Below are 21,773 nucleotides of genomic sequence, written 5' to 3'. Positions count from 1 at the left end.
TTAAATTACTTTTAAAGCGCATATCGTACCCCCCCATTATAGCTCCAGCCATGGAAACCATAGTTTCCCAAGTCTTGCTGATTGGCTATATCCCCAAAAATCGTGAGGCTTGGGCTTAAGTGGCCGCTCACTCCACCCCGTAGTTGCAGCATTGAGCCAAATTTTCCAGTAGCAAAGCCAATATTGCTTATCTGAACGGAATGCCCTCCCCCTAATCCCTGCAATAAATTGCCTTCAAGATATGTTGTAATAGAATGATTTGTTGAGCTCTCAGTCCGTATTAAGCGCAACCCACCCCGGAAAATACCTTGCCTTGGATGCTCCCAATCGACAGAAATCTGATTGATATCAGTTCGAGAATGAAGTTGCAGCTGCTGATAAACTACTTGTAATTCTGGCTCCAGGACAAGCTGATGCCAATTCAGTGGCAGGGGATAACCCGTCTCTAATGACACATCAAAGTTGTTACCGGTTAACCTGGCTAAGCGGCTATGAGAAAGATTATCAATATGGCCATTAAAACGCCCCCCGGCAAGAATAGCATCCCAGTACCAGCCTGACTCTGCCTGCCAGGTAAGTAAGCCCGACACTGTTTCGGTATGGGCTGGATTGATGCTTTGCCCGTCAATTGAATCGGGTTTGAAGTTAAGATCCCCCAATGCGCCTGCCAATCCTATACGCAGTATCCCTCCCTCATTCCGGACTTTCATGAGATTAGAACCAAATTGAACTGCTGCATATCGGCTGGAAAAATTATAACCATATTCAGTGAAATTGCGATTGCTGGAATAATCCAAATGCTCGCCATAGCCTCGCACAAAAAACTCATAGTCGTTCTTATTCCTATCATTACGAATTTCCCCAAGCCGGCGATGAAGTTCACTGACATCTTCAAACTCTGCAGCAAACAATGCCTGTGGTGCAGAAATGTAAGCCGGAACCTGGACGGCTACAGCCAAACGCGGTTCTGTGACAGGCCTATTAGGGATCACGGGACCTGATGGAGTCATGTAGACACTTTGTAAGCGATAATCCCAATAATCGTCTGGATTACCCACCAAATTTTGCAAGGGATCAGCAGGACCATTGATTGAATCGGGTCCATAAGCATTCAGCTGGAATCGATAGGGTAAACTAGGAATAATGAGTTCATTATTAATTAGCTGAAAGGTTGATGAGGCCGCACTGCCAGCAACCTGGACTAATGAAATGCCAGAGGATGCCGATGGCATCGGGCTTATAAAAGGCACAGCGTTAAAGGGAATGACGGTAACGACAGTATTATCTGAGGCATTACCTGCAATGAGCAGCCTGTCCGTGAGCTGATTGGCTAAGGGGCCTCCGGCATTTAAATAGCTGCTTAGCGTCAAAGCGCCCTGAAGCATCCCCGTACTATAATTGCCATTTACCTGTAAAACGTTACCGATCGCTAACTGCCCGGCAATATTAATTAGTCCGGCATTAATTAAATCAGACCCGAGAGTCAGGGTTCCAATGGCACTGCCAGCGAGGTTTCCTAAAGAATTACCTGCTCCCAGACTGCCTTGATTATTAACGATACCATTAATCAAGCCATAACCTGTTAAAATGGTGTATGGATTAACCTGAACCGAACCGGGTCCAGTAAGCGCAGCGGTTGGGCTGCTGGAATCACCAATAATCAATGCCCCTTGATCAATGAGGGTATTCCCTTGGTAAGAATGAACATTATTAAGTGTAAGCGCAGCTGGCCCCACTTTTTGCACTCCCCCGCTGCCAGTCAGGATACCAGAATAAATTTCATTAATGACCTGATTAAACTCGACCAATCCATTATCGCTAATAAGCGGCATCAGACTGCTGGCAGCACCGGATAAAATACCTCCCGGGCCGACCAGCATGGTTCCAAGATAATTGGTATTATTCCCTGTTAAGATGAGTTTTCCGGCTATTACAGATGCAGCTAAAGGATTAGCGACATGAGCATTATCATAATTTCCCAAGGAACCGGAAAGTGTCCAGATGCCGCTATCCTGTTTGATTAAAGTTCCAAAATTATTAAACTCACCCGATAAAGTATCCGATCCCAAACCGTTGAGTGTCAGTGTATTTGAACCGCCACCGCCATTCACTGAGCCAGTAATGACAGAGCCCGTATAAACATTTAACGTGTCATCACCATCGCCGAAGCTTAAATTTCCGTTTAATATAGCGCCTGTTTGCTGGGTAAAAATAACTCCCTCAGTACCAAATTGACCTATTATTTCATTGCTCGGTCCCGCTGTAATGGTCCCAAAATTGTTGACAATATTTTGTCCAAATCCTGTGTTTTGGTTTTGAAAATAGATGGCCGTACTATTCCCGGCTTTAATCGTGCCATAATTTGTTATGACATTGCCATCGCCGATAAGATTGACGGCCTCTGAAAACAGCCCTGGTCCATTTGCTTCAACCCGGGCGCCCAATCCAATAGTCAAACTGGATTGAATATTAAATTCTATCGTGTTTGGCCCGGCGCCATACCCACCGCCGTTATTATCGCCTAGATTCGAAACCAGGGCATTTTCACCAATTATAATGATGGCCCTGTCGCCTAATGAAATAGCCGGCATATCGCCTGTAGTGATAGAAGCGCCGGGATCTAATGTTACTTGCCAGTCATCACTTGCAGGGCCGTTCCCTACTTTAGTCACTGTCACACCCGTGCAAACTACAACAGGCCCCGGTGTACAGGCAGCAAAAACCAGTGCGGGAACTGTGAACTGCAATAAAAAAGCAGCGACAAATACTTTCCCTGTATTATTAGACATAGACAATCCTGGATATTGGGAGAATTTTTTTCCAGTTAATACTAAAGTATTTAATGTCGTCTAACAATGCTCAGAGGTGTGAGTAGGAAGGAGGAAGCGGTTGCTACAATTTCCCTGTCTTCACCGGAAATTTCCACTGCATACTGTTCTAATCTGCTTTAAAGTCCAGTTCCGCTTTGTGAATGCACCGGTGTAATATTTTCATCAGTCATTTCTGGCTCAGTGTTCCATAACAGGGGATCCGCTAAAGACTGTCTGGCCTCCACCTCTTGAAAAAATTGGTGGATACGTCCCCGGATTTCACGCATTACCTTTGGGGTTAAATTTGCACGCGCCTGCAAAAGCTCCTCGGTTCTCACTTCATCGAGGCGGCTTATAGCTGCCAAATCGGCCTTCACACCCTCCGAGGTGGGCCACAGCACCAGATTAGCAGTCACTTGAAAGCTCCACCGTAATAACGCAAATTTAGAGCCGAGACCCGCCTGGGAGAACCAGGAATCATGGCATCCAGTTGACCAATTATAAATTGTTAACCCCCGGGGTAAGCTTTCTTCCTTGAATGTAGGCACAGGGGCAAAGGACCGATCTTTTCGGCAATATTCCTGGGCGACATGGGCAGGTATATCGCATTGCGCTTTGCCGACCGCTATCCATGCTTCCTGTATGGCAATTAAATTATCAGCATCACACCAACCATCATAACCATTTACAAAGGCTTGGAGTGCCTGCTTTAATGGGCCAAAATCAAAATGAGCGGAGCAGTGTTCCTCGCCATGTTGTTGATAGCGAAGTCCGGCGGCCTCTATGGCATTAATGCGGGTCAGCATTTGCGCCCTGGTCTCCTCATCCATATGGCGCTCCAGCATGCGTTGCATATGGGTGTCTTTCGCCCAATAGGCGTATTCATAGGCAGTGCAGTTAAAGGTTCGCCCCGAGTAATCGGTGAAAATGGCGGGGGTCTTAAGCAGCGTCTGTTTGTTTTCTGCTCTGTCTAAAAAAGCTTCGGCCACATCTTGGCTGCCACGGGCCACCTCCTTGAGGAAATACATGCTCGGGTAGATGGGATGCGCACGGCATTCGTCTTGAACGGTCTGGGGCAGATAGTTCAATTGACTTTCACTGAGCCGGGTCAGCAACGTTTCAATCTCTACATCGATTTCGGTAACCACCACTTCATTCTGGGAAGGAATTACCCCATCGTGTGCAGCAAAATCCGTTCGAACCCTGGCAAAGTATTCAGGGGTAGCCCATGCGGCTACAGGGTCGACGACTTCGGCAAAGTTAGCACAAATAGCGCCCTGGTGAACGACAAACTTCACCGCCTCCCCCGCTGTCTCGGTATCTAAAATCATAAAATCATCCATATGGGGATTTTCATCAGTGCCAGTTACCGTGAGCCAGGTCCGTTCAAATTTCTGCTGAACGGCTGTAATATCATTTTCATTCAAAGCACGCGACAGCGCAAAATGTTCCGCTTTGGCATTACAAAACGTACAAATCGCTTTTTCCACCTCGCCACCCGTACTTAATGTGTTCGACACAAGCTGCACTAAGTCTTTGCTTAAATCAGTGGATGCATCTAAAATCACGCCAAAATTTTGCGTGCTTATCCCTTTCGCTTTGCAATACACATTCAGGTTGGCGAGAAAAAATTGAGTCATGATGGACAGGCTCTCTGTTTTTATATCAACAGGGATGTTGTCTGGAATGCTATAAAAAAAAGAAGTGTTGGCTGGAATGGTTACCCACATCCTTAACGCGCAAGTATCTAAAAGGGCATCAATATTTTCTTCTGGTGTTGCAGGGTTTGTTGGTCCACATCTCAATAACTCATTGATGTGATTCTGGTCTACCATTTGTTTGAACGCTTTATCACCCACCCGCCTAAAATAACTTGTAAAATCAATGTCCTGATTAAATAATTCTTTGCATTTTTGAGTTAGAACCTTTCTGATTTTCTTAAAACCCGGCGATTCAGGTAATGCCTCCAATACTGCGGTGGTAAGCACCGACCGTGGATCTTGAAGAGCAATCTCTGTGCTGGGGAAGATGTCTTGCATGGCATTATACAAGGCAGACAAGGGCGTTCCTGTGGCATCATTCTTTCGCTCAAGACTAAAAGCAGGGTTAATGACAATGGAAAAGCTATCCTGGTATCGGGGTCTTAATTGAATGCTGTATAGATTGGAAGGCTTGGCTAAATAAGCGTTTATTGCATTATTATAGCTCATTGGAGCATGCTCAGAACCGCTCTGCATGCTTGAAGCGGCACTTATATAAGCTTCTATCTGGGTAAGCCTGCCTTCCTTCTCTATTCGTAGCGGATTGCCTGCTTCAAGCAAGGCAATATCAAAAATTAATGCATCCTTGTAAGCATTTAACTCCTGAAGTGCTCCGCCTTCAAAAAAATCTTTTAAGGCTAGCCTCGCCCGGCAGGTATTATCCGTACTAATCTCCTGGCCTCCAACAACCGGTACCATGAGATGAATTATACCTTTATTGATATAGATGTAGCGGGGCGATAAAGGTTCTCTTAAGGGTATGCGCATATTCAGAACTATTCACGTATTCATTGAGCGACAATTATAATACATAATGATTTAAAGTTAAACAGTTTAATCCTCCTCTCAAGTATGGAGAGGGCTTTAACTCGAAAATATAGCGTAGTACTTGTTGATCTTATTGTGTGAAAAAGAAGGTAAATTTTCTTTTTCGGTGTTTTCGTCAAGCGCCTCAGCAGGTTGAGTTCTATCAGCGAGATCGACAGCTAAAGCATTTCGAAATCGTTGGGTTCTTTCGCGGGCAGATTCTAAATTTTCTGCTTCCCTTGCCTGGACATCCTGAACAGGCTGATCTGGCAATTGGGAAAGCGCAGCAATAAATGAAGCCTGTTGATGAGATTCTGGTAAAGACTGTTCAAATAAGTATTTCGGAGCGCTATGAAGAAATTCAATGCTTACTTGCGCCCCCTTGATGCTTATTTTGAAATTTTGATTCTTCTCAGGTAAAAACTCAGTCTCTGAGATTCTTACCAGTTTAATTTCCTTGTCGAATTCCTTGCAAATTAAACCGCCCTCTTTGATAAATAACTCTCGCTTCTCCTTAAAGGGGTTCTGATAAACTCCCACAAATGTTCCCAAAACCGGGAGGAATTCCTGATTTCCTTTTTGGTACTTCTGCACCAGATTAAACCAATCCAGACGCAGTTGTTTAGATTGGTCACCAGGCGATGACCTAATCGCTGCCTCAAAATGACTCCTTGCTTTTTTAACAGCCCCAACCCCACCCCCATTTTCTGCTATCATCCCTTCCAGTGTTTCTTTCCATCCCGGTTTATCACTTTGAGGATATTGAGGCATTTTTTCAAATAATGCTTGTGTCTCACCAATTGGTGCTAAATCAGCAGAACTCAATATTTGAGTGGCAATACTCATTCCCTGCTCAGAATTTGTAAAAAATGCCGCCCCTTTTTTATCGGTGACATTAATTGCCATAAAAGAGCGCGTGTCAGGGTTTTCACCATATTGGTAAGCAATTACTTTATTTTCTGCATTTTTATAAATGTGCCAGCCTAACCCGCAGGTTTCCGTGATGCTATAAACTTTTGTTGGCACAAGTCTGGTGCTCAATGCCCTTGTTTCTGCTTGGGTAGATTCGTTTATTACGCGTTTTAACTCATACAATTCGGTTTTGCTGAAAGAAACAAGCTTATAATTATCAGCTGTTGCATTCTTGAGAAATCCAGAGACATTATCCGCTTTGCTGAGTTGCACAAACTCTTCTAGTGTCAAACTCGAAAGTGCGAAACTCGTTTCGAACTCAAATGCCTGCTGGAAAACAGGATCGTCCATATTCTTTAACCAGGCAGTCATGAATTTTGAAAAATCATTGGACGTAGTGAGTAGTGTTCCGGCCGCATTAAGGTGAGGGGTATGCCCTGCTTTTGATGTTATCGCCAGGATATCGCTTTTGAATGAAAGATTAGTCAGTTTTGCGACCAGGTTAGTTAAATCAACTCCCGAAGGAATAGAGTCGGGTTCTGCCATTCCCTTCACATAGTACCTAGGGGGATTTTCAGATAAGTATATTATACCCTTTTCAGCGTTATTAAGGGCTGACAATGATGACATTAATTCAAGCTCATATCTAAGATCAGCAATACTCTCATGAATTGGTGTTGCTTGCCCCAGCTCCGTATGAACCATCACAATATTGCTGCTGCCTGGTTGAGGTAAAAATGTGGAATGCCCCATTTCTAAAGGTCCAAACACATATTCTCCTGCCATGGTCTCTAAATTTTTTCCCGTTTTTATCTCAAGGGTTTTTTGTAAGAAAAGAAATGCTTCCCCGGAATAGGAATATCCGCTGCCCAGCTCTGAACCATCCGCAAAAGATAATGGAGAGGACAAGTCAGACCCTGTTCCAAAATTGGGCAAGCCAGTGGTGTGTGATAAAACATGCCGCGCTGTTAAATGCATCGCTTTTTCAGGGTATTCACCATTCACCTTAAGTCGTTCATACTCTTGGCCTTTTTTTTGCAAAATAGGGAGTAAGGGTTCATCCAAATCAATTTGCTTCTCTTTGACCAATTGTAAGACCAAATAAGTAAAGACAATTTTACTCAGTGAAGAAGCCGGAAATTGGGTATCACTATCTACATCATTCCCGCCAGCATCGTTCATGTTTTTTTTGCCAATAGCAAGTGAAGTGCTTACAAATTCCCCCTTACTGCTTTCTTTGGACTCGACATAGACATAAGCTGTAGCTGGAATGTGGGAAGGCTCTGTTATTTTCTGTAAGGCTTGAATAGATGGTAAAGGCATGGTTTTGGAATATTTTTAAAGATATATTAGATTATAAGACAGAATACTGTATAAATTTTAGCCTCTTCGTTCGTCAGACAATAATAGTAGGACAGATTAGGGCGCGCCGTGTTATTTTACCTCTCTTCAAGTTTGGCAGTTTCAAACTGTATTTTGATTCAGGAAAGATAATCACCATAATCCATAATTATTTTGATTTACTTAGCTGATTAAACGCTTTAACCATTCGGCAAATCAATTTTAATTTCGGATCCAAAGGCCAGGCGCAGGGCATTAACAATTGCAAGAATATCAATGCATTCTTGCAAAATTGCACCCCAAACCGGATTAATATAACCTGTTGCGGCAAATCCCATACCCACAAGGCTCAAAAGCATTCCTCCTATAGCACTTTGTGCTGCAATATTTCTCGTAGCGATACTTAAATGTAGTAATTCATCTACTTTATTTAACGTGTTTTCCATAATTACAGCGCCGGCAGCCTCGGCAGTAACATTGCTATGCTGTCCAAAAGCAATTCCTACAGTGGCTGCGGTTAAAGCGGGTGCATCATTGATACCATCCCCCATAAACACAGTAGGGGCTTTTTTTCTTTCACTGCGCACGATAGCTAATTTTTGCTCCGGACTTTGTGACGCATGTATTTCTGTAAACGGAATTAATTCCGCCAGATAATTAACCTCGGACTCCCTGTCTCCGGAAACCAACATAATTTTTTTAAATTGATGGGCGGGTTTCAAATGGCTAATAAATGATTTGCTTTCTGCTCTTGGTGCATCGTGAAAATGTAAGGTTGCCGCATATTGGCTATCAATTAAAATAATGCATTCCAAACCTGGGGAAACGGGAGGGAGTAATGATTGAGAGTCAGGCAACATCTCTAATAATTTTTTTCGGCTGGTAACGCTCACTTTTCGATGATTAATCATACCGTTTAAACCCTGTCCAGGCTTCTCCGACACATCCGTGGATTCTAATAAATCAATATGCCGCTCTTTTGTTGCTTTAATTACAGCAGTAGCAAGAGGATGCTTGGAATAACGCTCAAGGCTGCCGACATATTGCAGGATTTGCTCTTTTGTATAATTTGGAGTGCTATGAATTTCGGTTAAGCTGGGTTTTCCGTAGGTCAGTGTCCCTGTTTTGTCAAAAATAGCAGTTTTGCAGGTAGGTAACCTCTCCAAAACAATTGGGTCTTTAATGATAATAGCCTGCTTTGCAGCCCGGGAAATTGCACTAATAATCGTAATGGGGATAGCGATTAATAAAGGGCATGGTGTAGCAATAACCAGTACCGCAAGAAAACGGATGGCATCATTTGTAAAATACCAGGTGCCCGCTGCGAATAACAAGGCCAGGGGTGCAAAAATAGCCCCAATTTGATCCCCTAATCGGCGAATCGAAGGGCGTTTTTGTTCTGCTTCTTCTAAAACTTTCACAATAATCGCAAACCGTGAATCGACTGGCAGCCTCGACGCTTGAATGATTAGCACCGATTCTCCATTGATAGCTCCTGATAAAACGGATGCACCGAGCGCCTTGGAGATTTGATAAGGTTCTCCGGTAAGATAGGATTCATCCATGGAACCATTACCCTCAATGACTATGCCATCAACAGGGCAGGTTTCATGCGGATAAATCACAATTTCATCATTAATATGAATGTCAGCCACTGGAATATCTGAAATTTCACCATTAATCTTCCGGTGGGCAAAACTGGGCATTCGCTTCACCAATGCCATTAAAACAGAAGACGCTTTATGCCGCGCATAACGCTCTAATGTCTGACCACTGGCTAGCATCAGGATTATTAACGATGCAGCCAAATATTGCTGCAAGATGATCCCTGTGACTAAAGCAATTGCAGCCAGGGAATCCGCACCAAAATTACCCTTTAGCAGTTTTAAAAATATTTGCAAAAATAACGGGATTCCTCCAATGATAATTAAAGCTAATAAAGCAAGATTGGCAAACCAGAAGTTTGCTGCGCTTAGCGTGAGATAGATGCTGATAGACAGAAGGGAAAGGAACACGATAAATGATTGCCATTTAGATTGTAAAAACTGCCATAGGCTACTTATTGCATTTTCCTTCTTCATCCGACTGCCTTAATTTTAATGAATAATGATAACGGCCAATCCGCTAAAGCGTCCATATTGAAAGCGTGTACCTGAAAACTGGATTCCCATATGAGATTTGCTAAAAAGATAATATATTGATTATAGATTTGTTTTTGGAGTAATTAATGTATTCTTTCAACATTGTAATCATTTATCTTTTTTTACAAATGTGTTTTATGTGGGGATTATATCGGCTCTTAAAAAACCCCTCTGTTGTTGATGTTTCCTGGTCAATAGGCTTAATGATTTCAGGGTTGATTCATTTAGGCTTCGCTCCTTTAAGTTATCGTACTCTCCTGATTAGCTCACTCCTGACTCTATGGGCTTTACGCCTTGCAGCCTATCTATGGTACACAAGGATCAGAAAGGGACATGTTGACAAGCGGTATGTTGAACTCAGCACCCATTGGGAAATAAGCCCTTCCCTTGGTTTCTTTATTAATTTTCAACTCCAGGGGCTGCTTATTCTTATCATTTCCAGTGTATTCTTCCTGATTAGCAAATCAGGATTAACCCATATTACCGCGATAGATAGTCTTGCATCTTGCATTATTGTGGCAGGAATCATCGGAGAGACCCTGGCTGATTTGCAGCTGCAAGCATTTAAAATGCATCATAAGGGCGAGGTGTGTAATAAAGGTTTATGGAATTATTCGCGCCATCCTAACTATTTTTTTGATTGGTTAAGCTGGATGGGATTCGCTTTGTTTGCCATTCAGTCAACCATGGGGTATGCTGCCCTTCTTTCCCCGCTGATGCTTTACCTAATTTTTACCCGGATGACAGGCCCCTTGACAGAAAGGGGCTCTGTAAAATCACGGGGACAAAAATACCTGGAGTATCAACAGCAAACGTCGATGTTTTTTCCCTGGTTTAAGAAAAAAATCGACTCTGAATAAAGGCTGCAAATAAGCTGCTCAGGCCACATAAGACCATTCCCCAGATAAGATCGATTAGGGTGATCTTCAAGGGCCAGTTTGCCAGGATGGAGTAATTGGTGAAATCATAAATCCCATAAGTCACTAATCCAAGCATCACGCCTCCAACCAGCGCCTGCAAGTATTGGCCTTGTGCAGCAGGTAGAACAAAATAAACAATCCCTAATGTGATGCAGACATAAACGACTGCTGCTGCCCACCAAACAGGAGCCATACCCTCTCCTGACTTACGCAACAAGGTTCCAATGTGTTCTGCATAAATGGTTTTAGCGATAAGGCCTAACCAAATCATATCCAATAAAAAAACACAAATCATCGTTGAAAAGAAAATCCCTGTCATTTTCATCACGGCTCTCCATGAGGTATTATTTGCATCGAGTGGAACCTATACTACTTCTTGTTAATACTTGAAGTCGCTTATATTCTCATTCATAGTAAGCCTTTTCAGGGCTAATGCACAGGGATTTTTGGCTCGCTATTTCATAATCGCAGCACATAGCCCCGGAGATCGTCATGACAAAATTGTGTTTTATTTTGGGTGATCAGCTCAGTGAATCACTTTCCTCGCTTACTGCTATCAATAAAAAGGATGATCTCGTTTTTCTTTGTGAAGTAATGGAAGAGGCGACTTATGTAGCACATCATCCTAAGAAAATTGCTTTTCTATTTTCAGCGATGCGGCATTTCGCAGGACAGTTAAAAGCACTCGGTTACCGCGTCCGATACACTCAATACAATGACGCTGATAATGCGGGTTGTATCCAAAAAGAATTACAAAGAGCAATCCTGGAAGAAAAAATTTCGGAGGTACATGTAACTTATCCCGGCGAGTGGCGTGTTCTGGATAAAATAGAAAGCTTAAAAAAACAATTATTGATTCCCCTTATCATTCATGAAGACACTCGATTTTTATGTTCGATAGATGAGTTTAAGTATTGGGCAAAAGATAAAAAGCAATTGCGCATGGAGTTTTTTTACCGGATGATGCGGCAAAAGCATCATCTTCTGTTGGATACCCGGGGAAAGCCTGCCGGAGGCAGCTGGAACTATGATGAACAAAATCGAAAAAACGCAAATCACATTAAAAGCTTCCCTCCTCGTCTAAAATATCCCCTCGATGAAGTCACTTCAGAAGTTTTAAATCTGGTGGAAAAGGAGTTTTCCAATCATTTTGGCCATTTACATCCCTTTCATTTTGCAGTGACTCGCGAACAGGCCCTTAATGAGGCTGACTACTTTATAGAACATTGTTTAATGTATTTTGGTGATTACCAGGACGCTATGCGCTCTGATGAGGTCAATTTATACCATTCCAGATTGTCTTTTTATTTGAATGCAGGGCTTTTACTGCCTTTAGAGCTATGCCGTATGGCAGAAGAGGCTTTTAAACAGAAACAAGCCCCATTAAATGCTGTGGAAGGCTTTATTCGTCAAATTCTGGGATGGCGTGAGTATGTCCGCGGCATCTATTGGCTATTGATGCCTGAATATGGAAACAGAAACTATTTTAATGCATCCAGGCCTTTGCCGGCGCTATTCTGGGGGGAAGATACCCAGATGTTTTGTATGAAAGAAGTGGTGCGACAAACTCAAGTTGAAGCCTACTCACACCATATTCAGCGTTTGATGATTACCGGTAATTTTGCCCTATTGGCAGGCCTTAATCCTAAAGAAGTCTGTGAATGGTATTTGGCCGTGTATGCCGATGCATACGAATGGGTGGAGTTACCCAACACACTAGGGATGGCCTTGTACGCGGATGGGGGGATGATGGGGAGTAAGCCATATGCCGCCAGTGGAAAGTACATTCATAAAATGAGTAATTTTTGCAAGTCCTGTGTTTATAATCCTGCCGAGATACTGGGCGAAAAAGCCTGCCCCTTTAATTCTCTCTATTGGAATTTTCTAGCCCAACACCAGGACAGGCTTAAAAGCAATCCACGTCTTCGTTATGCTTATTTGAATTGGGATAAAATGACCCTGGACAAGAAAAAGGCGCTTCTTGCCAAGGCAGCAGAAGTACTTGCCGCATTAGATTCTGGCAGTTAAATGAAACCATAATCATTAGCCCCCAAATCGAGCCCCTGGCTTAAATGAAAATGAGAGTACAAAAGTAACATTCAGTCTTCAAAATTTTTAAATAAAAATTCAAATAGTGTTCCATCAATGCGGCCAACCCATGTGAGCCGCATTGGTTCTTTCCGTATTTTTATTTAAGGCTGTTAGGTACGACGCCGCCACTTTCGGCGAGCTTAATCATAACCTGCTTGTGAAGCCAGACATTCATCTCAGCCGAACCGTCGAGGGCTCCAGTGTAGCCAAGTTCCTGGGCAAGCTGCTTGCGGGCGCTAAGGCTTGAATCGAGATTCAGTAGCTTCATCAAATCGACAATGGATTGTTTCCAATTGTAGTCCTTACGACCAGTAGTATCAGCGACCTTTTGGATCATCGCTTCGACTTCGGCTTCTGTCATCGGCTTTGGGGTGGAGTGGGCTACCGCCGTGTTGCCGCCGGTGACCACTGGTGTAGCTGCTTTTGCAGTTCCAAAAATTGCGGAAACGATGCTACCAAAAATGCTCATGACTTCCTCCTTGACTAAATTCCGAGCGCATCGCTGGCGCACGTTCTTGGTTAAGTCTAGTATTGCGCCATGGGCATGTCGCTTCCCTTGATTTCATAACATGAAACATAGGGCAACAGAAGAGGGTGAAGCATTTACTCCAGCATCGCCTCACTATTGGAAAGGCTCAATCAACGCAATTTAAGTTGCTCCTCGCGCTTTTCAATCATTTCTTCGGACACAGTAGCTGAGCGAGTTTTAGTTTTACTCCAGATTTTAAAGCGGTGTTGATTTAACTGTTGATACTCATCAAAATCACGCTTTACTGCATTCACCTCTTCACTTGTTTTGCAATTTTCCAAAGCTAACTCCAAGCGCTCAAGAATTTCATTTTTCTTAGAGCTATGCGTTAACTTACGTCCCAATTTATAACTATTGAATGCATTAAATAATGCAGAAGTTAGTGCTACGAATGGCTGGATAACTGCTTGTTAAAATTCATTGTATTCTTTACTTCTCTACGTTCATTTCGATTCAAAAGTGTTAGCAGTTTATGTTCCGGGGCTAATTGATTATGCATACCTGTAACGGAATTAATATTTTTATCCGCATCATCTACAAAAACAACTGCTCCAGCCCACACAGGTTTGTTTCTTACAAACATCTCGTAGAAATAAGACTTTTCAGTTTCTGCTATAAGTGCTCTATGCTCTGAAACACTGTTACAATCTAAAAAGTGTCTTATAGTGGAAGCAGCCGTTTGATAAATCTCAGCCTCTTCATTACTCCAACCGTCAATTCCTGCACTGACATCTGCAAACGCCTTACAAGGCACAGCATCATTGAAGTGGGTCAAAGGCACAAAACGCTCTTGATCTAGAAGATCATAAATGGCTTCCTCCGTTGTTGTTTCGCATAACGCTTGATAAAAAGTTTTGAGTAATTCTTTATCTTTATTTCATAGTAAATCAGCTGCACAAATAGTGCCATGTACAGTCAAACCCTTTGATTCTAAATACTTGGTTAATGCTTTTCTCTCTTCCACAGTATGTTGTCTTAAACTCATTGAGCTAAATAAATAAATATCTTTAACTCCATTTTCAAGTAACGTATCAATTAAATTATCGTTATATTCAACATTTGGGGGTTGGCCAAACATCAAAGTATTATCAACATCTAGGAGCGCAACCACTCATTTTTGTTGAATTGTCATCTATATTCACGGCATAAAACTACTGAAGGCTTACACTAACATAGGACTTTCTCCTTCTCGTTTAATCCTCTCAGTGATTGCTTGAATCCTGTCTCCCAGTTATTTAGGAGACAGCTCATGGGTTAACAGGATAATGGTCTGAATTCATTTCAACCGCAATGGCTTAAGGCCATACTAATCTTAAATATTCTACTAATAAAACTTGAGAGAATAAGTGTACTGATTTACTGTATGTTTCTAAGCATAGAGCGAACTAAGGACTGGACATGGACTTTGATAAACTATATCAGCAGCGGCTTTGCCCGGCTGAAAAGGCGGTTAATTTAATTCCTCAAACCGCTGTTATTTCGATGGGGATGCGTGTGGCAACTCCGCCCGCCTTATGCCATGCTTTAGCACAACGAGCCAGAGCAGGTGATCTTAAAGAATTAAAAGTGTATTACCTGCGCTGTGGCGATGTTGCTTTAGATACTATTTTTCACGAAGATGTACTTCATATCATTAAGCCTTATTCCTCAATGATGTCTAAGGGAGAAGTCTTATTAGCTCAGCGCGGTTACTCAATAGGAAAAAAGTACATAAACTTTGTCCCAGTGAGCTTTAGCCGCTACCCTGGCACCATCAAATCCATTACCAAACTGGATGCGTTTATAGTCACCGTTGCACCAATGGATGAATTTGGTTTCTTTAATTTAGGGACTAATGGAGACTACGCTATCGAATTGGCTCGTTATGCAGATAAACTGATTGTGGAAGTTAATGAAAATATGCCGAGAACAGCAGGTTCCACGTTAGTGCATGTGAGTGAGGTGGATGCTATTGTTGAAAATACAGTACCCCTTATTGAAGAGCCTTCAAAGCCTGCTAGCGATTTAGATAAAACAATTGGACAACACATTACTGCTTTGATACCCGATGGGGCTACCATTCAAATGGGAATAGGCGGAGTGCCCAATGCGGTGTGTGAACAATTAACCAGTCATAAGAATCTGGGTATACACACTGAAGTGCTTACAGCAGGCATGGTCGATTTGATTCAACAAGGCATTGTTACCAATACAAACAAAACGCTTAATCCTTACGTCAATGTGTTTACTTTTGCGATTGGAGATAAGGCACTCTATAAGTTTATTAATAACAACCCCTCAATGGTTTGTCTGCCCGTGTCCTACGTAAATGAACCTATGATTATTGGCAATAATAATATGATGACGTCTGTTAACGCCTTTATTGAAATAGATTTCAGCGGTCAAGTGAACGCGGAATTTATAGGTCATCAATTTTCGGGCGTCGGCGGCCAACTTGACTTTATTCGGGGGGTTCACTATTCAGAAGGCGGTAAAACCATTATAGCCAGCAGTTCCACAGCAAAAAATGGAACATTGTCTCGAATTGTCCCCCGTTTGACAGCAGTGGCTACTGACACGCGTCTAGACATTGACTATGTCGTCACTGAGTACGGCGTTGCTCAGCTGAAGGGCCGCTCAACCACTGAAAGGACTCATGCACTTATTAAAATTGCGCATCCTTCATTTAGAGATGAGTTGCAACATCAAGCTAAACAACAGGGTTTTATTTAAGGACCTACTATGGACTTATCCACTTCTCCAGCCATTTTATTCACTCCCGGGAATAAACCTGAGCGGTTCGACAAAGGGTTAACCTCTGGTGCGGATGCGCTTATTTTAGAACTTGAGGATGCTGTTGCCCCCGATGAAAAAGAACTAGCAAGAGATAATATCTTAAAGTTTTTAGATAAAAAAACCGCGCAGAATTTGCCCATTATTATTCGAATTAACCACATCACGACTGATGCAGGACTTACCGACCTAATGGCATTCAGGGAAGCAAAAGCACATTTTGATGCCATTTTATACCCTAAAACAGAAAGTGCAGATGAATTAAAAATTATTTATGACATTCTTCAATTAGAAGCTAAGAACATTAAATTATTTGCTTTGATCGAAACAGGGAAAGGTTTACATCAACTCGGTTCGATTGTAATGAATGCGCCTGTTTCAGGAATTTTTTTTGGTGCAGCTGACTTTGCAACCGATCTTGAATGCCAGTTAAGCTGGGAAACAATGGCTGTTGCGCGCAGCCAGATTATTCAAGCGGCTGCTTTAAAGAAAATAGCGGCCATTGATTCCCCATTTTTCGATTTCGGTAACGAGCAAGGGCTTATTGAGGAAACCCTTAAAGTAAAAGCGCTTGGCTTTAAAGGAAAAATGGCAATTCACCCAAAGCAAATAAAGCCCATTAAAGAGAATTTTGCTCCTGCTGCTGATCAAATTGAGCGGGCAAAAAATATTGTCGCCCTCTTTGAACAAGCGGAAGGTAAAGCTTGCCAATATAAGGGCGAAATGGTTGATGTTCCCGTTTACAAACACGCGCAGCAAGTACTTAAACTCGCGAAAAATATTAAAGGACAAGGTCATGAGTAATCAAAGCTATTTATCCCTGGGGGATAATCGAATCAGAGAAGATTTTGGTTTTTATTTTGAAGATTTCACTATTGGACAAATTATTGAGCACAGGCCAGGCCGAACTATAACCCAGAATGACAATATATGGTTTACTTTGCTTACCATGAATACCGCGCAGCTCCATTTTGATGCCCATTATGCCGAACAAACGGAATGGAAAAAACCTTTAGTGGATAGTACATTCACCTTAGCGATTATCACTGGGATGACAGTAAACACAATTTCTAAAAAAGTGGTCGCCAATCTTGAGTGGGATAAAGTCAAATTGTTAAAGCCCGTCTTTGAAGGGGATACTATCTATGCAGAAACAGAAATTAAAGCCAAGCGTGAATCAGACTCTCGGCCTAACCAGGGTATTGTGACAGTAGAGACACGCGGAATTAATCAGCACAATGAGGTTTTTATGTCATTTGAGCGCACCGTACTCGTTTATAAGCGAGGCGGTGCTCCTGATTATTCAATCTAATTTAATTGATCTGCAGTAATTACCGATTATGAAAATTTTTTCCCTTAGCAAAAGCCGACCTATTTGATGTAGATAGGGTCGGCATAGTAAGAACAGGAGAAATAACCTCTGATAAAACCAGCGTTAAGTAGAACGTAAAAAGCAAAAATCCATTCGAATAATCCAACACCCGCCAGGTTGCAGCAAGGGAGAAAGAGCTTTTGAGTCGAACCCGGGAAATAGCTAATTCGCTAACCTATCACAAGCAGGCGTTATAAAACTATCTCACAACTTAGGCGAATTAAAATCTGTATTTGGTTCATCGTCGCCTGGAGCTTCCTTTTTATCGTTATTATCACTGAACTTGAAACCTGGATAATTTGGCTTGCCCGTAATAAGCCGGTCAATGACTACACGGGGATCAACTTTCACCAGGGGATTGTATAACACCTTATTTTCTTCATTTACCAGAATAAAATGCCCCTCAGCAGCCTGAGTTATATAGATGCCTCGTAAAATCGGATCGCCGTCGGGCATCTGTTGAATCCATGCTCCTTCAGGAAGATCCCTTGGATCCAAACTATCAATAAAATTCTTAATACCCTGTAATTCCCTTGCAGGAATATTCGGGGGAACTTCATTGTCATTTGATGGATTGGAAGTGTTCAGGCGTCTATATAGCAAGTTAAAGTTCATAATACCATACCTCCTAATTTGGCTTACAGTAAGTATAGCCCTCTAAATCGTGAGTTTCATTCCTATTAGTCATTGGGCCATTTGGCCGCTAACTCGCATTTTCTGACACTCCCTCTGTTGCAGTAGGCTTTTTGAACCCGTAGGGACTTTTTCAATTGCTGTGTAATGAGTCTTAAGTTAATCAAGGCGTATTATCTTTTGTTGTTTCTAAACTATTAACGGGCTGTTCTCTTTTATTATTTTCCTGAAAAAATACTGCTTTTGAAGACCAATGTGTTGGAAAATCGTGTATATCTAACAGCTGAGGCTCCTTTTTTCCCAAATTTTTATTCAAGCCTTCAGAACCTTTGAAAATTGCACTTCCCATGTCGAAATCTGGAACATGCGGATTACCAAACCATAACCCCTCTTTTATTTTTGCGTCGACATCGCCACAGCCAGCAAAACCATGTTTTTGCCGTAAATTATCTATTAAGTTATAACACTGGATAAAATGTAACGGTGCGGTTCGTGGTTTTAATTCAATATAGCTACGTTCTAGTATAGGCAGTAGAAGGTTGTTTGTTTCATCTTCTTCCACACTAAGGATGGCTAAGCGTTTTAATTCTAAAATTTCATCTGTAGTAAGTGATGCGCATAAGTCTTTTTCAAAAGCGGAGTAGTCTTTTAATAGGGTTAAACATTGATCTAAGTCACCTGTTGAAACAGCTTTCTTAAATGCAAAAATGATATGTTTTTCCATTTTTTCTTCCTATCATAAAAAACAATATTAGGGGGTTAAATTAGTGGTACGAAATGCACGCTAAGCCAAAGTTAATTGTTGCTTATCTTAAATTTTACCAATAACAGTACCTTAGTGATAGAGCACTTACCTTGATCAATTATTCATTCGAAAGTATTTCGAGATGCACCGTTCAGATTCCTGCTTTAAGTGGGTAATGTGCTAAACTTTTCAGAAAATTACCTACAGGCATCGTTCTTCGACCTTCCATGGTCTGCAGCGACAGGGATTAGAAATTACAAGAAAATCAAAATCAACTAAATGTCCCATTCTAATAATGCAGAATGCGATACATCTTCCAAGCCTTTATCGTCAATGGGACCTGGGGGAATTGACGGAGAGGATTTAAAAAATAATTGGTCATCAGCTCCCTGAAGAACGCTTTTTTTCTTCACATAACTTCTAAGTTGACTCAGAAACTCCTCGTACGTAACTAATTTATCTATAAAAATGTCTTTTGCCTGAGGATCAATAAGATTACACTGTGTCATTTCCTCTAACTTATCCTTTAAAATTTCCTTATTTTCTGTAAATGGAACAAGAATTCGGGCTACATCAGAAAGGTTCACATTACTATGTGGAACTGAGGATTGATTAATACCTGGCATAGAGTAAATGAGATAGTAAGGACCATGTCCAACGGGTGATATATTGGGTGATCCACTAATAAAAGCCCCCCAATAAGATGAAGGCACCCTTACTTGATTACTAATACACATAAGGAGCAAATTATACATGCCTCCTTTTGTTTCTTCGACGCCATGAGCCTGGATACTCGCCCCGAATTCGCTTTCAATATGTTGCAAATCATAAGTAACTATTGTTTTGGTGTTTACATAAGGCATCTTGAATAAGCTTTTGAACACTTCATGAGCATTGTTATTACTTTTCTTAGCGTATGGAATCAAAATATCCGCTTTAATTTTCTCATAATCCGGAGCATCTCCCTTAAAATAGATGGGATAATAAGACTTGAGGAAACTTATATAATCCTTGCCGTATAAATTCACCCAATTGTTATTTGGTTGAAAAAAATCGTTAAAAGTTTTTATTTTCTTTGCAGAGACAGGATTTCTTGTATTTGAATCAGTTTTTCTTTTCATCGTAATTTATTTCTTGAGGTAGGCCCAAAAAGGCAATCATTGGTGGTAAAGCGAACCATTGTAGCACAAAATGATCAAATTGTCTCACCGCTGGTGAGACAATTAGCCTGGACATAATTTGATTATTATCAACCTACGGGAGGATAAGGAAGAGCCTGATTTTTATTTCAGATTATTGAATGGCGAGGCAAGCCCAAGCAGATTCGTTGTGACAATGGACCTGAATATATCAGTAAGTTGCTCGTGCAGTGGGCTGATAAAAATCAGATGCAGTTGGTTTTCATTCAATCAGGAAACCCGTAACAAAATGCGATTCCAGCCGAAAACACTAAAACCAACATAGTCATGAGAATTCACCTCACAGAAATGACCAAAAAGGTATTACGAGAACTCAAAGCCCACAGCGATTCAGAATACGTCATTACAGGCGCAAACGACCAAAGTATTTTATCCGCCCGAGTTATGCCAAGAGCAGTAACCAGAAGACAATCACGAGTCGGCATCTCCCACTGGACAGCCCAGGATTTTAAGACGCACCTTTGCAATTCAGCTTGGTGAGGCTTTGCATGTTGATCCGGTGGTGGTTGAGGAATGTTTAGGGCATAAGATGCCGAAGATCATGGCTACTTACAATAAGAATGAAATGCTACCTCAGCGAGAGGAGGCTTTAAATGCCTGGTCAGAGCTTATTGAAAATATGCAGCAAGAAAATGTAGTAATAATCAAACCCCAAAGAGTATCAGAACAATAAGGAATTTTTATGGGAAATAACCCAGCCAATTTTGAACAATACCATATTCGACGTTTATATGATGAAGAAACTGGAACATGGTTTTTTTCAGTTGTAGATGTAGTCCAGGCTTTGATACAACAACCTGAATATCAAAAAACCAGAAAATATTGGAACAAACTGAAAGAACGATTAAACAAAGAAGGAAGTGAAGTGGTGACAAATTGTCACCGGTTGAAAATGAAAGCTGAAAACAACAAATTGAGACTTACAGATGCAGCAACCGCTGAAACATTATTACGGCTCATTCAATCAGTGCCAAGCCCAAAGGCTGAACCCATTAAATTATGGCTAGCTAAAGTCGGCTACGAACGTATGCAAGAAATGTCAGACCCCTCTCAAGCACTTGATAGAGCCAGAGAAACATGTAAACAACATGGCTACAGTGAAAAATGGATACAACAACGCATGACGGGTCAGGAAACCCGGAATAAGCTCACGGACTATTGGAAAGAACATGGCATGAACCCAGTGAATTTGCAATCCTTACTAATATCATTCATCAAGAATGGACAGGATTGAGTGTAAAAGAACACAAACAGGCAAAAGGATTAAAATCCCAGAATCTTCGAGATCATATGAGCGAAGCTGAGCTAATCTTCACAGCACTTGCAGAGCTATCCACAAGGCAAATTGCTGAGGCTACAAATGCCACTGGAATGACTGAAAATCAGAAGGCTAGTAAGCAAGGTGGTAGCATTGCCAAAAAAGCACGTTTAGAGCTGGAAGAGAAAACTGGCAAAAAGGTCGTAAGCAAAGATAATTTCTTACCTAATAAAAATAAAAAAACCTTACCCAGCAAAAAATAAAGCCATGGACATCAGTTATTTCCAAAATGGAAACAACTGATCCAAGCAACTATTTCCATTTTGGAAACAGTTCGATAAATAATCACTTAATACTCATAATTTCAAAGGATAGGGGCAAATTGCCCCCCTCCCTTTCGATTAAAAAAATTAGTAAACTAAGTTTACAAAAAACATTGTGTGGCCTATTATGACTATAAACAATGTAGGCGAGGAAAACCCC

19 protein-coding genes and 2 pseudogenes are annotated in these 21,773 nt (G+C 41.6%); 9 read left to right on the top strand and 12 right to left on the bottom strand.

Annotation, left to right across the window (positions count from 1 at the left end):
• Positions 1 to 11: 11 nt before the first annotated feature.
• From DYH42_RS02295 to DYH42_RS02275, 4 genes are all read right to left on the bottom strand, one after another.
• Complete coding sequence (locus DYH42_RS02295) at positions 12 to 2,789, bottom strand: autotransporter outer membrane beta-barrel domain-containing protein (RefSeq protein ID WP_058523158.1); 2,778 nt, start codon at positions 2,787 to 2,789, stop codon at positions 12 to 14.
• A 158-nt stretch (positions 2,790 to 2,947) separates the two neighbouring features.
• Positions 2,948 to 5,338 carry a hypothetical protein gene (locus DYH42_RS02290; protein WP_065232799.1) on the bottom strand — a complete coding sequence of 797 codons (2,391 nt, stop codon included), beginning with the start codon at positions 5,336 to 5,338 and terminating at the stop codon, positions 2,948 to 2,950.
• Positions 5,339 to 5,434: 96 nt separating this feature from the next.
• Entirely contained in the window at positions 5,435 to 7,612 is a 2,178-nt protein-coding gene (locus tag DYH42_RS02285; protein ID WP_058523159.1) for a serine hydrolase domain-containing protein, read from the bottom strand.
• Between the two features lie 218 nt (positions 7,613 to 7,830).
• The gene (locus DYH42_RS02275) at positions 7,831 to 9,711 is read right to left on the bottom strand and encodes a heavy metal translocating P-type ATPase (RefSeq protein ID WP_058523161.1); all 1,881 of its coding nucleotides are present in this window, start codon (positions 9,709 to 9,711) and stop codon (positions 7,831 to 7,833) included.
• Positions 9,712 to 9,857: 146 nt separating this feature from the next.
• Between DYH42_RS02275 and DYH42_RS02270 the strand changes: the two genes are divergently transcribed.
• Positions 9,858 to 10,631, top strand: a complete 774-nt coding sequence (locus DYH42_RS02270) for a DUF1295 domain-containing protein (RefSeq protein ID WP_058523162.1) — start codon at positions 9,858 to 9,860, stop codon at positions 10,629 to 10,631.
• On the opposite strand, the gene DYH42_RS02265 is transcribed toward DYH42_RS02270, so the two are convergent.
• A complete protein-coding gene (locus DYH42_RS02265) occupies positions 10,606 to 11,016 on the bottom strand; it encodes a DUF2177 family protein (RefSeq protein WP_058523163.1) in 411 nt (136 codons plus the stop codon). The genes DYH42_RS02270 and DYH42_RS02265 overlap by 26 nt on opposite strands.
• A gap of 167 nt (positions 11,017 to 11,183) precedes the next feature.
• On the opposite strand from DYH42_RS02265, the gene DYH42_RS02260 reads away from it, so the two are divergent.
• Entirely contained in the window at positions 11,184 to 12,719 is a 1,536-nt protein-coding gene (locus tag DYH42_RS02260) for a cryptochrome/photolyase family protein (protein WP_058523164.1), read from the top strand.
• A gap of 160 nt (positions 12,720 to 12,879) precedes the next feature.
• Here the strand turns inward: DYH42_RS02260 and DYH42_RS02255 are convergent, their stop codons facing one another.
• From DYH42_RS02255 to DYH42_RS02240, 4 genes are all read right to left on the bottom strand, one after another.
• On the bottom strand, positions 12,880 to 13,251 hold the full coding sequence (locus tag DYH42_RS02255; RefSeq protein ID WP_058523165.1) for a DUF3597 domain-containing protein: 372 nt from the start codon (positions 13,249 to 13,251) through the stop codon (positions 12,880 to 12,882).
• Between the two features lie 170 nt (positions 13,252 to 13,421).
• Positions 13,422 to 13,655, bottom strand: a complete 234-nt coding sequence (locus DYH42_RS02250; protein ID WP_058523166.1) for a hypothetical protein — start codon at positions 13,653 to 13,655, stop codon at positions 13,422 to 13,424.
• A gap of 41 nt (positions 13,656 to 13,696) precedes the next feature.
• Positions 13,697 to 14,092, bottom strand: coding sequence for a hypothetical protein (locus tag DYH42_RS02245; RefSeq protein ID WP_058523167.1), 396 nt, complete (start codon positions 14,090 to 14,092; stop codon positions 13,697 to 13,699).
• 96 nt (positions 14,093 to 14,188) lie between these two features.
• The gene (locus DYH42_RS02240) at positions 14,189 to 14,422 is read right to left on the bottom strand and encodes a hypothetical protein (protein WP_131793048.1); all 234 of its coding nucleotides are present in this window, start codon (positions 14,420 to 14,422) and stop codon (positions 14,189 to 14,191) included.
• Positions 14,423 to 14,709: 287 nt separating this feature from the next.
• Here DYH42_RS02240 and DYH42_RS02235 point away from each other — a divergent pair, with 287 nt between their 5' ends.
• From DYH42_RS02235 to DYH42_RS02225, 3 genes are read left to right on the top strand one after another with little or no spacing between them, the layout of a single operon-like run.
• On the top strand, positions 14,710 to 16,023 hold the full coding sequence (locus DYH42_RS02235; protein WP_058523169.1) for an acetyl-CoA hydrolase/transferase family protein: 1,314 nt from the start codon (positions 14,710 to 14,712) through the stop codon (positions 16,021 to 16,023).
• Between the two features lie 9 nt (positions 16,024 to 16,032).
• Complete coding sequence (locus DYH42_RS02230) at positions 16,033 to 16,887, top strand: HpcH/HpaI aldolase/citrate lyase family protein (protein ID WP_058523170.1); 855 nt, start codon at positions 16,033 to 16,035, stop codon at positions 16,885 to 16,887.
• The gene (locus tag DYH42_RS02225; RefSeq protein WP_058523171.1) at positions 16,880 to 17,395 is read left to right on the top strand and encodes a MaoC/PaaZ C-terminal domain-containing protein; all 516 of its coding nucleotides are present in this window, start codon (positions 16,880 to 16,882) and stop codon (positions 17,393 to 17,395) included. Before DYH42_RS02230 ends, DYH42_RS02225 begins: the two co-directional genes overlap by 8 nt.
• Positions 17,396 to 17,659: 264 nt before the next feature.
• On the opposite strand, the gene DYH42_RS02220 is transcribed toward DYH42_RS02225, so the two are convergent.
• The 3 genes from DYH42_RS02220 to DYH42_RS02210 all read right to left on the bottom strand — a co-directional run bounded on the left by DYH42_RS02220 (position 17,660) and on the right by DYH42_RS02210 (position 19,954).
• Positions 17,660 to 18,070 (bottom strand): hypothetical protein, encoded by a 411-nt coding sequence (locus DYH42_RS02220; RefSeq protein WP_058523172.1) that lies wholly within the window; start codon positions 18,068 to 18,070, stop codon positions 17,660 to 17,662.
• Between the two features lie 181 nt (positions 18,071 to 18,251).
• Positions 18,252 to 18,812, bottom strand: coding sequence for a hypothetical protein (locus DYH42_RS02215; RefSeq protein ID WP_058523173.1), 561 nt, complete (start codon positions 18,810 to 18,812; stop codon positions 18,252 to 18,254).
• Between the two features lie 296 nt (positions 18,813 to 19,108).
• Positions 19,109 to 19,954, bottom strand: coding sequence for a hypothetical protein (locus tag DYH42_RS02210; RefSeq protein WP_058523174.1), 846 nt, complete (start codon positions 19,952 to 19,954; stop codon positions 19,109 to 19,111).
• Positions 19,955 to 20,116: 162 nt separating this feature from the next.
• On the opposite strand from DYH42_RS02210, the pseudogene DYH42_RS02205 reads away from it, so the two are divergent.
• From DYH42_RS02205 to DYH42_RS16720, 4 genes and pseudogenes are all read left to right on the top strand, one after another.
• A pseudogene (locus DYH42_RS02205) lies at positions 20,117 to 20,254 on the top strand (DDE-type integrase/transposase/recombinase); the annotation flags it as partial.
• A gap of 12 nt (positions 20,255 to 20,266) precedes the next feature.
• A pseudogene (locus DYH42_RS02200) lies at positions 20,267 to 20,705 on the top strand (tyrosine-type recombinase/integrase); the annotation flags it as partial.
• A gap of 9 nt (positions 20,706 to 20,714) precedes the next feature.
• On the top strand, positions 20,715 to 21,266 hold the full coding sequence (locus DYH42_RS02195) for a BRO family protein (protein WP_202814586.1): 552 nt from the start codon (positions 20,715 to 20,717) through the stop codon (positions 21,264 to 21,266).
• Positions 21,263 to 21,553: a hypothetical protein gene (locus tag DYH42_RS16720; protein WP_202814587.1), complete on the top strand. Its 291-nt coding sequence runs from the start codon at positions 21,263 to 21,265 to the stop codon at positions 21,551 to 21,553. Before DYH42_RS02195 ends, DYH42_RS16720 begins: the two co-directional genes overlap by 4 nt.
• Positions 21,554 to 21,773: the final 220 nt, after the last annotated feature.

The organism is Legionella birminghamensis (assembly GCF_900452515.1).
GTDB lineage: Bacteria > Pseudomonadota > Gammaproteobacteria > Legionellales > Legionellaceae > Legionella_C > Legionella_C birminghamensis.
This window is presented reverse-complemented; position numbering and strand designations above follow the sequence as displayed.

Excerpts from the sequence above, each read along its gene's own strand:
- DYH42_RS02295 (WP_058523158.1), bottom strand. The coding sequence starts at position 2,789 with ATGTCTAATAATACAGGGAAAGTATTTGTCGCTGCTTTTTTATTGCAG.
- DYH42_RS02290 (WP_065232799.1), bottom strand. The coding sequence starts at position 5,338 with ATGCGCATACCCTTAAGAGAACCTTTATCGCCCCGCTACATCTATATC.
- DYH42_RS02285 (WP_058523159.1), bottom strand. The coding sequence starts at position 7,612 with ATGCCTTTACCATCTATTCAAGCCTTACAGAAAATAACAGAGCCTTCC.
- DYH42_RS02275 (WP_058523161.1), bottom strand. The coding sequence starts at position 9,711 with ATGAAGAAGGAAAATGCAATAAGTAGCCTATGGCAGTTTTTACAATCT.
- DYH42_RS02270 (WP_058523162.1), top strand. The coding sequence starts at position 9,858 with ATGTATTCTTTCAACATTGTAATCATTTATCTTTTTTTACAAATGTGT.
- DYH42_RS02265 (WP_058523163.1), bottom strand. The coding sequence starts at position 11,016 with ATGAAAATGACAGGGATTTTCTTTTCAACGATGATTTGTGTTTTTTTA.
- DYH42_RS02260 (WP_058523164.1), top strand. The coding sequence starts at position 11,184 with ATGACAAAATTGTGTTTTATTTTGGGTGATCAGCTCAGTGAATCACTT.
- DYH42_RS02255 (WP_058523165.1), bottom strand. The coding sequence starts at position 13,251 with ATGAGCATTTTTGGTAGCATCGTTTCCGCAATTTTTGGAACTGCAAAA.
- DYH42_RS02235 (WP_058523169.1), top strand. The coding sequence starts at position 14,710 with ATGGACTTTGATAAACTATATCAGCAGCGGCTTTGCCCGGCTGAAAAG.
- DYH42_RS02230 (WP_058523170.1), top strand. The coding sequence starts at position 16,033 with ATGGACTTATCCACTTCTCCAGCCATTTTATTCACTCCCGGGAATAAA.
- DYH42_RS02225 (WP_058523171.1), top strand. The coding sequence starts at position 16,880 with ATGAGTAATCAAAGCTATTTATCCCTGGGGGATAATCGAATCAGAGAA.
- DYH42_RS02220 (WP_058523172.1), bottom strand. The coding sequence starts at position 18,070 with ATGAACTTTAACTTGCTATATAGACGCCTGAACACTTCCAATCCATCA.
- DYH42_RS02215 (WP_058523173.1), bottom strand. The coding sequence starts at position 18,812 with ATGGAAAAACATATCATTTTTGCATTTAAGAAAGCTGTTTCAACAGGT.
- DYH42_RS02210 (WP_058523174.1), bottom strand. The coding sequence starts at position 19,954 with ATGAAAAGAAAAACTGATTCAAATACAAGAAATCCTGTCTCTGCAAAG.
- DYH42_RS02195 (WP_202814586.1), top strand. The coding sequence starts at position 20,715 with ATGGGAAATAACCCAGCCAATTTTGAACAATACCATATTCGACGTTTA.